Here is a 12,798-nt window from a genome sequence, read left to right as displayed (position 1 = left end):
CAGGTGTAAGCAGCAAGGCTGTGCGTCGGGATGACGCACGACCAGCGGCCATGGGCTTCCCGTGGCGGCCGGTCCGATGCCCCGTGCCGGATTCCCGTCCAGGCACGGGGCGTCGTGTCGAACCATCGCTTGGTCGGGAAAACCGCAGCGGACGCTCCCTCAGCTTTCAAGGATGAAAGAAACATGAAGGCTTAATCAGACTGTACGGTACGGTTTGCTTTTATCGCAGGTTAAAACTGTGTTAGCATCCGCTCCTGATTGGCTGCTGCCTACACGGGTACCAACTACAATGATCAAGCAGCGTACGCTTAAGAACATCATCCGGGCGACCGGCGTCGGCCTGCACACGGGTGACAAGGTGTACATGACCTTGCGTCCTGCCGCGCCGAACACCGGCATCGTGTTCCGCCGCACGGATCTCGATCCACCGGTGGATATTCGCGCCCGCCAGGACAATGTCGGCGACACCCGACTGTCGACCACGCTGGTCAACGGCGATGTGCGCGTTTCCACGGTCGAGCATCTGCTCTCGGCGATGGCGGGCCTGGGCATCGACAATGCCTACGTCGACCTGTCCGCGCCGGAAGTGCCGATCATGGACGGCAGCGCCGGTCCGTTCGTCTTCCTGCTGCAGTCTGCCGGCATCGAAGAGCAGAACGTGGCCAAGCGCTTCATCCGCATCAAGAAGCCGGTGAAGGTTCAGGAAGGCGACAAGTGGGCCAGCTTCGAGCCGTTCGAAGGCTTCAAGGTCGGCTTCTCGATCGACTTCAACCACCCGATCATCAGCCAGCGCACCTCACGTGCCGAGATCGACTTCTCCACCACCTCCTTCGTCAAGGAAGTGAGCCGCGCACGCACCTTCGGCTTCATGCGTGACATCGAGATGCTGCGCGAACACAACCTGGCGCTGGGCGGCTCGATGGACAACGCCGTGGTGCTGGACGACTACCGCGTGCTGAACGAGGACGGCCTGCGTTACGAGGACGAGTTCGTCAAGCACAAGATCCTCGACGCGATCGGTGACCTGTACCTGCTCGGCCATAGCCTGATCGGCGCGTATCACGCGCACAAATCCGGTCATGAGCTGAACAACAAGCTGCTGCGCACGCTGATGGCCGATGCCTCGGCGTGGGAAGAGGTCAGCTACCAGGACGACCCGGCCACCTCGCCGATCTCCTACGCCCACCCGGCACAGGCGATCTGAGCCGACGCTCGCTTCTCCTCCACAAACCCCTTACAAGAAACGGCCCTGTCGCGAGACAGGGCCGTTTTTCGTGATGCGTATCACATTTTCACCGCGTTACGCTTCACGCCTCCATGACATGGCGGATTACTCCTTAACAAACGGCGTGTTATAAAACCGCCTCCGGTACGCGGGTCGGTGCAGATCAGTCCGTGCCGGGCAAGGGGGAATCAGCGGTTTCGGCGAAGGACGCCAGCTCAAGGAACAGTACCCGCCATTCGGGGTCTGTGAATGACGCGGCGGCAGCCCTGAGGTGGGCGGCGGCGGCGGGCGAAAGCGGTTTCGACCGGTCCGGCGCTGTGGCGACCGGTGGTGGGGGAACTACTTTCACGGTGACTGAACTGGCGCAGGTGCCGATGGCATGTGCGGCGGCAAGGATTTGCGTCTGCATCAGTCGCAGGCGTGAGGCCCAGCCCGGTGAAGACGCCAGGAAGACGAGGCGGTCGTTGCGCAGGTTGGCGAATCTCACCTGCTCGCGCAATGGCGATGGCAACGTCTGGCGCAGTGCGCGGTCCAGCGCTTCCAGCGCACCGGCCTTTCGGGCCAGTGTCGCGAAGGAGCCGCAGTCGGCGAGGGACTTCGGTCCGTTGCCGGTGCGACGGGAAGTGGCCGGAGTGGCGCGCTGCATGGTGCCGGAATTCGACCCTGGAAAGACATGCAGATCATACTCGTATCACGCGCCAGGAAATTGCCGAAGACCCTCGACCTGGCGGATCACCGCCTGCGTTGGAAGCTGTTTTCGGCGGCCGCGCTGGCGGTGCTTGGTTGCATGGGGGCCGGCGTGGCGCTGGCCATGCTGGTGGCCAGCCCGCGTGATCGGGCACTGGTCGAGATCCACGACCTGCAGCAGCAGATTCAGCAGCAGAATGCCCAGCTGGGTGGCGTGCGCCAAGATGCCCAGCGTGGCCTCGATGCGCTGGCCGTGAAACTGGGTCAGCTGCAGGCTCAGTCGACCCGTCTGAATGCGCTGGGCGAGCGGCTGGCCGAGGTTGGCAAGCTCGACGATGGCGAATTCGATTTCGACCAGCAGCCGGCGGTGGGTGGCGTCGAGGATGCCGGCAGCAGCGCCTACGCCCTGCCGCCCGCGCTGGACGACAGCATCAATCAGCTGGCCAGCCAGTTCGACCGGCAGCAGGCGCAGCTGTCGGCGTTGCAGAGCTTGCTGCTGGATGCCCGGATCGAGTCCAACCTGAAGCCGACCGGGATGCCGGTGCCGGGCTACATCTCCTCCTATTTCGGCGTGCGCGCGGACCCGTTCGACGGCCGCTCGGCGCGGCACACCGGCATCGATATCTCGACCCCGCTCGGTACGCCAGTGCACACCGTGGCCGAAGGCATGGTGACCTTTGCCGGTGTTCGCAGCGGCTACGGCAACGTGATCGAGATCGACCACGGCAATGGCTACATGACCCGCTACGCGCATAACAGTGCGCTGGTGGCGCGTCCGGGCCAGCATGTGCAGGTGGGTGACGTGATCGCCCGCGCGGGTTCCACCGGCCGCTCCACCGGGTCGCATGTGCATTTCGAGGTCTGGTACGACGGCCGCGTGGTCAATCCGCTGGCGTTCGTGCGCAACCACCGCTGACGCCGGGTCTTCGCCCCGGCCATCCCTTGAATCCCGCTCCGGCTGGCGCCATTCAGGACTGCGTGGCGGCATGGCCTGGCCGGCCGTATCCCGGTGGGGCCGGCCTCATGGGCGGCGCCCGGCGGGCATGTAGTAACATGCCCGATTGGCCCGCGCCTGCCGCAGGCATTTCACTCCCAACCCGGAAGATCGATGTTCAATCGTGCCCTGACGAGCCTGTTTGGTAGCCGCAACGAACGCGTATTGCGCCAGCTTTCCAAGAGTGTCAACCGCATCAATGCGCTGGAGCCCGAATTCGAAAAGTTGAGCGACGACGCGCTGCGCGGCAAGACCGACGAGTTCAAGCAACGCGTTGCCGCGGGCTTGTCGCTGGACAAGCTGCTGCCGGAGGCGTTTGCGGTGGTCCGCGAGGCGGCCAAGCGCACCCTGGGCATGCGTCATTACGACGTGCAGATGATCGGCGGCATGGTGCTGCACCAGGGCAAGATCGCCGAGATGCGCACCGGTGAGGGCAAGACCCTGGTCGGCACGCTGCCGGTCTACCTGAATGCGCTGGCCGGCAAGGGTGTGCACGTGGTCACCGTGAACGACTACCTGGCCCGGCGCGACTCGGCCCAGATGGGCAAGCTGTACAACTTCCTCGGCCTGGCCGTGGGGGTGGTGTACCCGGGCATGGACCACGCCGACAAGCACGCGGCCTACGCCGCCGACATCACCTACGGCACCAACAACGAGTTCGGCTTCGACTACCTGCGCGACAACATGGCGCTGAGCAAGGAACAGCGCTACCAGCGCGGCCTGCACTATGCGATCGTCGACGAGGTCGACTCGATCCTGATCGACGAGGCGCGCACGCCGCTGATCATCTCCGGCCCGGCCGAGGATTCCCCGCAGCTGTACCTCGCGGTGAACAAGATCGTGCCGCAGATGGTCCGCCAGGCCGAGGAGGACGGCGAGGGCGACTACTGGGTCGACGAGAAGCAGAAACAGGTGCACCTGTCCGAGGCGGGCATGCAGCACGCCGATGAACTGCTGCGCGCGGGCGGCGTGATCGAACAGGACAGCGGCCTGTACGACTCCAAGAACCTGGCAGTGGTGCACCACCTCAACGCCGCGCTGCGCGCCAACGGCATCTACCAGCGCGACGTGGACTACATCGTGCGCGACGGCGAGGTGATCATCGTCGACGAGTTCACCGGCCGCACCCTGCCGGGCCGGCGCTGGTCGGACGGCCTGCACCAGGCGGTGGAGGCGAAGGAGGGCGTGCCGATCCAGCGCGAGAACCAGACGCTGGCCACGGTGACGTTCCAGAACCTGTTCCGCATGTACAAGAAGCTGGCCGGCATGACCGGCACGGCCGACACCGAGGCGTTCGAGTTCCAGAGCATCTACGGCCTGGAGGTGGTGGTGATCCCCACCCACAAGCCGATGATCCGCAAGGACAACCCGGACATGATCTTCCTGTCGCAGACGCCGAAGTACAACTCGGTGATCGAAGACATCAAGGATTGCCACAAGCGCGGGCAGCCGGTGCTGGTCGGCACCACCTCGATCGAGGTGTCCGAGCTGCTGTCGGGCCTGTTGAAGAAGGCCGGTGTGGCGCACGAGGTGCTGAACGCCAAGCAGCACGAGCGCGAGGCGCACATCGTGGCCCAGGCCGGCGCGCCCGGCCAAGTCACCATCGCCACCAACATGGCCGGCCGCGGTACCGACATCGTGCTCGGCGGCAGCCTGGACGCGGCGCTGGCGGAGCTGCCGGCGGAGGCCGGCGAGGCCGACCGCCAGCGTGTCAGGGTCGAGTGGAAGAAACTGCACGAGCAGGTGGTCGCTGCCGGCGGCCTGCACATCATCGGTACCGAGCGGCACGAGTCGCGGCGCATCGACAACCAGCTGCGTGGCCGTTCCGGCCGCCAGGGCGATCCGGGCTCCTCGCGCTTCTACCTGTCGCTGGAAGACAACCTGCTGCGCATCTTCGGTGGCGAAGGCCTGGTGCGCTGGATGAAGCGCTTTGGCATGAAGGACGACGACGCGCTGGAAGATCGCATGATCAGCCGGCAGATCGAGAAGGCGCAGCGCAAGGTCGAACAGCACAACTTCGACATCCGCAAGCACCTGCTGGAATTCGATGACGTCGCCAACGACCAGCGCAAGGTGATCTACCGCCAGCGCGACGAACTGCTCGACGGCGAAGAGGTGCAGGCCACCGTCGCCGACATCCGCGACGACGTGGTGCAGAGCATGGTGCGCGGATTCGTGCCGGATGACAGCATCGACGAGCAGTGGGACCTGGCCGGTCTCGACCGCGAGCTGGAAAGCGAGCTCGGCCTGTCGCTCGACCTCAAGCGCTGGGTCGAGCAGCAGCACGAGATCGACGCGAAGATGATCCTCGAGCACGTGCGCGCCGCGGTGAACGAACTGTTCCAGGCGAAGGAAGCGCAGATTGGCGCCGAGACCATGCGCCAGCTGGAAAAGCACATCATGCTGACCGTGGTCGACAACGCCTGGAAGGATCACCTGGCCAGCATGGATTACCTGCGCCAGGGCATCTACCTGGTCGGCTACGCGCAGCAGGACCCGAAGCAGGCGTTCAAGCGCGAGTCGTTCAAGCTGTTCTCCGACATGCTCGAGCGGATCAAGGCCGAAGTGGTGCAGATGCTGGCGCGGATCCGTATCCGCAGCGAGGAGGAAGTCGCCGCGATGGAGGCCGAGCAGCGGCGCCTGGCTGATCGCCTGCAGAAACAGATGCTGGCCAGCGGCGGCGGTGCGCCGGCGGAAGGCGCGTTCGGTGGCGCCGCGGAACCGGCGGTGGGTGCCGGCATGCGCCTGGCCCAGCCGGCCCAGCATGACGGCCCCAAGGTCGGTCGCAACGACCCGTGCCCGTGCGGCTCGGGCAAGAAGTACAAGCACTGCCACGGCCAGCTGGCCTGAGCCGGTTCGACAGGCATGAAAAACCCCGCCGCGGCGGGGTTTTTCATGCCTGTCGGTTCGATCCGTGGCGAATCAATCCTCGCCGCCCGGCGGCCGCTTGCGATGCGGTTCGGCGTTGACCGTGACGTATTGCGGCTCCTCGCTGTCCAGTCGCAGGGCGGTGAGCTGTCCACCCCAGACGCAGCCGGTGTCGATCGCGTGCACGCCGAGGCCGGCGAATCGGCCCAGCGTCGACCAGTGGCCACAGACGAAGCGGGTGTCGCGCCGGCGCATGCCGGGCACCTCGAACCACGGGTACAGTCCGGCCTTCTGCGTGCCGGGGATGCCCTTTGCCTCGAAGTCGATGCGGCCGTTGACGTCGCAGTAGCGCATGCGGGTCATCGTATTGATGGTGGCGCGCTGGCGATCCAGGCCTTGCAGCCGGCTCGTCCACTGCGCCGGCCGGTTGCCGAACAGGTTGCGCAGCAGCCGCGGGTGGCGCGGGCTGGACAACTCGCGCTCGACATCCTGGGCGGAACGCATGGCCTGGCGCAGCGTCCACATCGGTGCCAGGCCCGCGTGCACCATGGTCCAGTTCAGCTGCTCGTCGTGGTGCAGCAGCTTTTGCGAGCGCAGCCACTCGAACAGCACCGGCGCGTCGTCGGCGAACAGTACCTCGCGCAGCTCCGGGTTCACCCGCGCCTGCGCGTCGGGCCGGCGCTGGGCGATGGCCAGCAGGCTCAGGTCGTGATTGCCCAGGGTGACCACGCTGTGCTCGCGCAGGCCGTGGATCAGCCGCAGCGTGTCCAGCGATTGCCCGCCGCGGTTGACCAGGTCGCCACAGAACCACAGCTGGTCCTGCGCCGGGTCGAAGCGCACTTTCTCCAGCAGGCGTTGCAGTTCGGGATAGCAACCCTGCACGTCGCCGATCGCGTACGTAGCCATGTCAGCGCAGGGCCATCAGTGCAGCGTACGCGGAATGGACAAGGTGAAGGTCGGGATGGGCGCCTCAAATTCCGTACCGTCGTCGGCCAGCATCTGGTAGCTGCCGCCCATGGTGCCGACCGGGGTTTCCAGCACGGCGCCGGAGGTGTATTCGAAATCGTCGCCGGGCCGCATCCACGGCTGTTCGCCGACCACGCCTTCGCCGGTCACTTCCTCCACCTTGCCGTTGGCGTCGGTGATCATCCAGCGGCGGGTGAGCAGGCGCGCGGGCATCTCGCCGGCATTGCGCAGGGTAACGGTGTAGGCGAAAACGTAGCGATTGTCACCGGGCTTCGATTGATCGGGGACGAAGCGGGTTTCGACCTGCACGTCGATCGTGTAGGAAGATTTTTCAGTCATGTCCGGATTGTAAGGCCTGTCGCCGCGAATGGGGCGCCGCTGCCCGTCAGAGACTGCCGTAGGCCTTGGCCAGGCGTACGAAGTCGGCCGGGGCAAGGGTTTCGGCGCGCGCTTTCGGGTCGACGTCGGCGCGGCGGATCGCCTCGTCATCGAGCAGTTGCTTCAGTGCATTGGCCAGCGTCTTGCGCCGCTGCCCGAACGCGGCCTTGACCACGGCGTAGACATGCCCGGGCTGTGCGTCATGCAGCTCGTGCGGTTGCAGCGGCAGCAGCCGCACCACGGCGGACTCCACCTTCGGCGGCGGGCGGAAGGCTTCCGGCGGCACGTCGAACAGCGGCTCGACCCGGCACGCCAGCTGCAGCATCACGGACAGCCGGCCGTATACCTTGCTGCCCGGTTCGGCGGCCATGCGCTCGACCACCTCCTTCTGCAACATGAAGTGCATGTCGGCGATCGCCGCGGCGTGCTCGATGCAATGGAACAGGATCGGGCTGGAGATGTAGTACGGCAGGTTGCCGGCGATGCGCAGCCGCGGCACGCCATGACTGTGTGCGAGCGCGCTGAAGTCCACCTTCAACACGTCGGCGTGGATGATGTGCAGTTCTCCCGCGGCGGCGGCACGCGCCTGCAGGGCGGGGATCAGGTCGGTGTCCAGCTCGATCGCGGTGAGCCTGCCGGCCGCAGCCAGCAGCGGCAGGGTCAGCGCGCCTTCGCCGGGGCCGATTTCGACCACGAAGTCTTCCGGCCGCGGCGCGATCGCGCTGACGATGCGGTCGATGTAGCGCCGGTCGTGCAGGAAATGCTGGCCGAAACTTTTCTTGGGGCGTGCGGGGGCGTGGTTCATGGGGTCTTTCGCAAGGTTGGGCCCTCACCGCGCTCCTCTCCCCGCAGAGGCGAGGACGGATGAGTGCCACGGTGCGCCACGAGTTCCAAGGCCATGTTCGCCGCGGCGAACAGGCTGGCCGGGTCGGCGGTGCCGGTGCCGGCCAGGTCCAGCGCGGTGCCGTGGTCGACCGAGGTGCGGATGAACGGCAGGCCGAGGGTGAGGTTCACGGTGCGGTCGAACGCCTCGCTCTTCAGCACCGGCAGCGCCTGGTCGTGGTACATCGCCAGCACCGCGTCGTAGCGCACACGCTGCGACGGCACGAAGGCGGTGTCGGCCGGCAGCGGGCCGAGCAGTTGCAGGCCTTCGGCGCGCAGCTCGTCCAGCAGCGGGATGATGGTGTCCAGTTCCTCGCGGCCGAGGTGGCCGCCCTCGCCGGCGTGCGGGTTGAGGCCGAGCACCGCGATGCGCGGCTCGGCCAGGCCGAACTTCGCGCGCAGTTCGGCGTGCACGATGCGCAGCGTGCGCGCCAGCGACTCGCGGGTAATCGCTGCCGACACCGCCGCCAGCGGCAGGTGGGTGGTTGCCAGCGCCACCCGCAATTCCGGGCTGGCCAGCATCATCACCACGTCGGCGTGCGCGCGTCCGGCGAAGAATTCGGTATGCCCGCTGAAGCGGATGCCAGCGTCGTTGATCGAGGATTTCTGTAGCGGCGCGGTGACCACGGCGTCGTAGCGTCCGGCCATGCAGCCGTCGGCGGCCTCGGCCAGGGTGTCCAGCACGTGCCGGGCGTTGCGCGGATCGGGCCGGCCGGGGACTTCGTCGATCGTCAGCGGGGTGTGGTGCACACGCAGCGTGCCGGGACGACGCGCCGTCTGCGTGCTGCCGTCGTCATCGGCCAGTTCGACGGCCAGGCCGCAACGCGACGCGGCGCGTTGCAGCAGGTTGCGGTCGGTGATCGCCACCAGGCTGGCCGCCAGCGGCGTGGCCGCCAGGCGCACCAGCAGCTCGGGGCCGACGCCCGCCGGCTCACCCGCGGTAAGCGCGAGCCGGGGCAATGGCATGACGTTCAGCCGCCTTTACGGCGAGCTGGCGGCAGCCCGGTCGTCCGCGACGCGCAGCTCGGGCACCAGGATGTCGACATAGGCATTGGAACGCAGGTCACGCAGGTAGTCGTCGTAGGCCTGCTCGGACTTGCGCGTGCCGATGGCCTGACGTGCCTGGTCGCGTTCGATCTGCACGGTCTGGTCGCTCTGGCGTTCGCCGAGCCGCTGCACGATGTGCCAGCCGGCGGAACTCTGGAACGGCTTAGACACCTGGTTGTCCTTCAGCTGGGCCAGCTGGGCGGCGATCGCCTCGCCCCACGCCTGCGGCGGGAACCAGCCCATGTCGCCACCGAGGTTGGCGGTGGTGTCGTCCTTGGAGTTTTCCTTCGCCAGGGTGGCGAAGTCCTCGTGCTTGTCGACGATGCGGTGGTACAGGTCCTGCGCTTTCTGCTCGGCCTGGGCCGGAGTCAGCAGTTCGCTCGGCTTGATCAGGATTTGCCGGGCGTGCAGCTCGGCGACCACCTTGCGGCTGCTCTGGCGCTGGTCGACCAGCTTGAGGATGTGGAAGCCGGTCGGGCCGCGCAGTGCCGGGCTGACGTCGCCGGGCTTCATCGAGGCGATGGTGTCGGCGAACGCGGGCGGAATCTCGTCCAGTCGGCGCCAGCCGAGGTCGCCGCCGTCCAGTGCATCGGACGCATCGGAGTAGCGGATCGCGGCGGCGTTGAAATCCATGCCACCCTTGATCGCGGCCAGCGCCTGCTCGGCCTTGGCCTGGCTGGCCTGGATCGCGGCGGCGTCGGCGCCGCCGGGGATGCTGATCTGGATGTGCGCCAGATGCACTTCGCCGGCCTTGTAGGTCGGGCTGCTGAGCAGGTTGTCGATCTCGCTGTCGGTGACCGAGACCGAATCCTGCACCACGCTCTGGTGCAGCCGCTGCACGGTGATCTGGTCGGCCAGCTGCTGGCGGAACGAGGCGAAGCTGGCGCCGCTGCGTTCCACCTCGGTACGCAACTGCTCGGGACTGAGCTTGTTCTGCTGGGCCACGCCCTGGATCGCCTGGTCGACATCGGCGTCGGAGACGTGGATGCCCTGGTCCTGCGCCTTCTGGATCTGCAGGCGCATCAGCACCAGCCGGTTGAGTACCTGCTGCTGCAGCACGTTCATCGGCGGCAACTGCTCGGTGTGGCCGGCGTACTGCTGCTGCACCGAGGCCACCGCGTCGTTTAGCTCGCTCTGCAGGATCACGTCGTCGTTGACCACCGCCACGATGCGGTCCAGCGACTGGCCGGCCGGCGCGGCCGGGGCCAGCAGCTGGGCGTGGGCGGGGAGCATGATCGCGAGCGCGAGCAGGAGAGATGCGAGGGATTGCTTCATCTGTGGAAAGCCTGGGTCGCCGGGGCGAATGCGTTTATTGATAGCCGAGAATATCACGGCGCAGCAGTGGATCGATTTGGCCGCCGGTGGAGCCCAGCCCCTTGAAAACCACTTCGAACATGACGGCGTTGTCGCGATGGTTGGTGTTGCCGCCGGTCGGAACCGGGCCGAAGCCGTAGTAGCTCTGGTTCACGTAGCTGCGCCCCACCAGCCGTAGCGACACGCAGCAGCTGTCGTATTCCACGCCCGCCAGTGCATCGACGCTCTCGCGGTCCTTGACCGAATAGGTCCATGCACCCACCAGTCGCCAGCGTTCGGACACTGGGTAGACCACGGACGCGCTGTATTGTTCCAGCAGCCCGCGACGGTAGCGGTAGGAGAAGTTGAGGATGCCGTCGGTGCGAATGCGCCGCTGCAGTTGCACCGCGGCCAGGTCGGTGAGGCGGGTGTTCGGGCTCCACTGGTAGGCGCTGTTCAGGCGCCAGTGGTCGCTGAGCTGCATGTCGAGCTGGGCCACATAGGCCGAGCGCACCCAATCCGTGCCCAGCACTTTCTGCGGGCTGAAATAGTGGATCTGGCCGATGCTGGCCGACACCCGCTCGACGCCGCCGTCGTCCAGCAGGCGGGTGGTCAGCGCCGCGGTGAGGTTGTTCGCGTCCATCTGGCGGTCGGCGCCCGAGAACTGGTTGGTCGAAAACAGCTGCCAGTAGTCGAACGACATCGCGTTGGTGTCGAACAGCGGCAGGTTGTTCTGGTTGCGGTACGGCACGTACAGGTAGTACAGCCGCGGCTCCAGGGTCTGCGTGTAGCTGTCGCCGAACAGCGTGGTGCTGCGGTCGAACACCAGTCCGCTGTCGAGGCTGATGATCGGCAGCGAACGGCTCGGCGACTTCTGGTCGAACGGCGTGGTCGCGCCGCTGCCGAGCAGTCCGCCATAACCGTAATTCTGGTAGCTGCTGTCCAGCTGGTAGGCGGTGTAGCGGTAGGCCAGCCGCGGGCGCACGAACCAGGCGGAGCTGCCGAAGTCCGCCGCCAGGTAGGGATACAGGTCTTCGCGCTGGCCTTCGATGAAGCCGTTCTTGCGGAAGGCCACCGCCGAGCTGTCCATGCCAAATTCCAGCCAGCGTGACAGCGGTACATCCAGGCTGAACTTCGCGTAGGGCAGCTGCTTGTACGGCAGGCCGCTGTCGGTCACGAACGGGTTCATGTTCTGGTAGATGGTGCCGCCGAAGGAGGCGTTCCACCACTTGCCGCCGCCCACGATCGCGGCGTTGGAAGCCAGCGTATAGACCGCGGCGTGGGACAGGGCGTCGCCGTAGTCGTACAGGTAGCTGCTGTCCGAGGCGTGGTTGTACGAACCGACGAATTGCCAGCCTTTCCACAATTGCGTGTTGTCGGCGAATTTCACCAGGTAGCGTGAGTCGCCCCTGGTGTCGGCCAGGCCGTCGCTTTCGCCGTGGTCGTTCGGCACGTATTCCACGTTGAGCTGGCCGCGGCTGCCCGGCGTCAGGTAACGGAATTCGCCGGCCAGCATCGCGCCGCGCGCGCTGTAGATGCGCGGGTCCAGCGTGGCATCGTAGTTCGGTGCCAGGTTCAGGTAGTACGGCGTGCTGATCTCGTAGCCCGCGCGGCTGGTATGGCCTATGGTCGGGTAGAGGAAGCCGGTCTTGCGGCGGTCGTCGACCGGGAAGCTGAAATACGGCAGGTACAGGAACGGCACGTTGCCCAGGCGCATGGTGGCGTTGCGTGCCACGCCGACGCCGGTCTCCTTGTTGATGGTGATCGACTTGGCGCGGAACTCCCACAGGTGGTGGCCGACGTCGCAGGTGGAGTAGGTGGCCTGCGAGTAGCGGGTGTGCTGCGCATCCAGCATCTGGCCCTGGCCGGCGGTGCCGTTGCCGCGCGCGTCGAGCATCTGGTAACGCACGTCGTTGGCGATGCCGCGGCTGGCTTCGGTATTGCCACGCATGCTCGAGGCGGCCAGCAACTGGCCGGCTTCCTGGTAGCGCACGTTGCCGCGGGCGTCGTAGTCGGTGTTCTGGTCGTTGTAGTCGATGCGCTCGGCCTGCAGTTGCTGGTCGGCACGCTGCAGTTTCACTTCGCCGGACAGGTGGTAGACCGACTGGTTGGAGCTGTCCACGTGCTGCGCCTGCACCAGGGTGGGGCTGGTTTCGCGCAGGCGGGTGTCCGTGCCCAGGCTGGGGTCGTAGAACTCCAGCAAGGCGTTGGGCCGGCACATCGCGTAGTTGAGCGGGCGCGGCGCACAGTGGAACGAGCCCAGCGGGCAGGCCTGGTCGATCGGGGCGGCGGGACTCGCGGGCCGGGCCTGGGTGCTGCTGGCGTCGGCCTGGCCGCCGAACAGGGCAAGGGCGGCAGCGACTGCCAGCAGGCGGCGTGGAGGTAGCTTGGGCGTCACGGGGAATCTGCCGGCTTCGAAGGCTCGTTAAGCTAGCAGAAAGACCCCCCGGACGGCAGC

General features: G+C 66.5%; 10 protein-coding genes. 3 read left to right on the top strand and 7 right to left on the bottom strand.

Annotated elements, in window-relative coordinates; genetic code table 11:
• The first annotated feature begins 289 nt into the window (after positions 1-289).
• The gene (gene lpxC, locus IMW82_RS11625; RefSeq protein WP_108471909.1) at positions 290-1,204 is read left to right on the top strand and encodes a UDP-3-O-acyl-N-acetylglucosamine deacetylase; all 915 of its coding nucleotides are present in this window, start codon (positions 290-292) and stop codon (positions 1,202-1,204) included.
• A gap of 184 nt (positions 1,205-1,388) precedes the next feature.
• Here the strand turns inward: lpxC and IMW82_RS11620 are convergent, their stop codons facing one another.
• A complete protein-coding gene (locus tag IMW82_RS11620; protein WP_211004557.1) occupies positions 1,389-1,871 on the bottom strand; it encodes a DUF721 domain-containing protein in 483 nt (160 codons plus the stop codon).
• A 27-nt stretch (positions 1,872-1,898) separates the two neighbouring features.
• Between IMW82_RS11620 and IMW82_RS11615 the strand changes: the two genes are divergently transcribed.
• Positions 1,899-2,828, top strand: a complete 930-nt coding sequence (locus IMW82_RS11615) for a M23 family metallopeptidase (RefSeq protein WP_108471907.1) — start codon at positions 1,899-1,901, stop codon at positions 2,826-2,828.
• Positions 2,829-3,020: 192 nt separating this feature from the next.
• A complete protein-coding gene (gene secA / locus IMW82_RS11610; RefSeq protein ID WP_211004556.1) occupies positions 3,021-5,756 on the top strand; it encodes a preprotein translocase subunit SecA in 2,736 nt (911 codons plus the stop codon).
• Positions 5,757-5,828: 72 nt separating this feature from the next.
• On the opposite strand, the gene IMW82_RS11605 is transcribed toward secA, so the two are convergent.
• The 6 genes from IMW82_RS11605 to lptD are packed head-to-tail and all read right to left on the bottom strand — an operon-like array spanning position 5,829 to position 12,738.
• Positions 5,829-6,680, bottom strand: a complete 852-nt coding sequence (locus IMW82_RS11605; RefSeq protein WP_211004555.1) for a symmetrical bis(5'-nucleosyl)-tetraphosphatase — start codon at positions 6,678-6,680, stop codon at positions 5,829-5,831.
• Between the two features lie 15 nt (positions 6,681-6,695).
• Positions 6,696-7,079, bottom strand: coding sequence for a Co2+/Mg2+ efflux protein ApaG (gene apaG, locus IMW82_RS11600; protein WP_007509311.1), 384 nt, complete (start codon positions 7,077-7,079; stop codon positions 6,696-6,698).
• A gap of 46 nt (positions 7,080-7,125) precedes the next feature.
• Positions 7,126-7,923, bottom strand: coding sequence for a 16S rRNA (adenine(1518)-N(6)/adenine(1519)-N(6))-dimethyltransferase RsmA (rsmA, locus tag IMW82_RS11595; RefSeq protein ID WP_211004554.1), 798 nt, complete (start codon positions 7,921-7,923; stop codon positions 7,126-7,128).
• The gene (gene pdxA / locus IMW82_RS11590; protein WP_211004553.1) at positions 7,920-8,966 is read right to left on the bottom strand and encodes a 4-hydroxythreonine-4-phosphate dehydrogenase PdxA; all 1,047 of its coding nucleotides are present in this window, start codon (positions 8,964-8,966) and stop codon (positions 7,920-7,922) included. Before pdxA ends, rsmA begins: the two co-directional genes overlap by 4 nt.
• 15 nt (positions 8,967-8,981) lie before the next feature.
• Complete coding sequence (locus IMW82_RS11585; protein ID WP_108472662.1) at positions 8,982-10,322, bottom strand: peptidylprolyl isomerase; 1,341 nt, start codon at positions 10,320-10,322, stop codon at positions 8,982-8,984.
• A 34-nt stretch (positions 10,323-10,356) separates the two neighbouring features.
• Positions 10,357-12,738 (bottom strand): LPS assembly protein LptD, encoded by a 2,382-nt coding sequence (gene lptD, locus IMW82_RS11580; protein WP_211004552.1) that lies wholly within the window; start codon positions 12,736-12,738, stop codon positions 10,357-10,359.
• Between the last annotated feature and the right edge of the window lie 60 nt (positions 12,739-12,798).

It is taken from the genome of Rhodanobacter sp. B2A1Ga4, assembly GCF_018101315.1.
Classification (GTDB): Bacteria; Pseudomonadota; Gammaproteobacteria; order Xanthomonadales; family Rhodanobacteraceae; genus Rhodanobacter; species Rhodanobacter thiooxydans_A.
This window is presented reverse-complemented; position numbering and strand designations above follow the sequence as displayed.

Excerpts from the sequence above, each read along its gene's own strand:
- lpxC (WP_108471909.1), top strand. The coding sequence starts at position 290 with ATGATCAAGCAGCGTACGCTTAAGAACATCATCCGGGCGACCGGCGTC.
- IMW82_RS11620 (WP_211004557.1), bottom strand. The coding sequence starts at position 1,871 with ATGCAGCGCGCCACTCCGGCCACTTCCCGTCGCACCGGCAACGGACCG.
- IMW82_RS11615 (WP_108471907.1), top strand. The coding sequence starts at position 1,899 with ATGCAGATCATACTCGTATCACGCGCCAGGAAATTGCCGAAGACCCTC.
- secA (WP_211004556.1), top strand. The coding sequence starts at position 3,021 with ATGTTCAATCGTGCCCTGACGAGCCTGTTTGGTAGCCGCAACGAACGC.
- IMW82_RS11605 (WP_211004555.1), bottom strand. The coding sequence starts at position 6,680 with ATGGCTACGTACGCGATCGGCGACGTGCAGGGTTGCTATCCCGAACTG.
- apaG (WP_007509311.1), bottom strand. The coding sequence starts at position 7,079 with ATGACTGAAAAATCTTCCTACACGATCGACGTGCAGGTCGAAACCCGC.
- rsmA (WP_211004554.1), bottom strand. The coding sequence starts at position 7,923 with ATGAACCACGCCCCCGCACGCCCCAAGAAAAGTTTCGGCCAGCATTTC.
- pdxA (WP_211004553.1), bottom strand. The coding sequence starts at position 8,966 with ATGCCATTGCCCCGGCTCGCGCTTACCGCGGGTGAGCCGGCGGGCGTC.
- IMW82_RS11585 (WP_108472662.1), bottom strand. The coding sequence starts at position 10,322 with ATGAAGCAATCCCTCGCATCTCTCCTGCTCGCGCTCGCGATCATGCTC.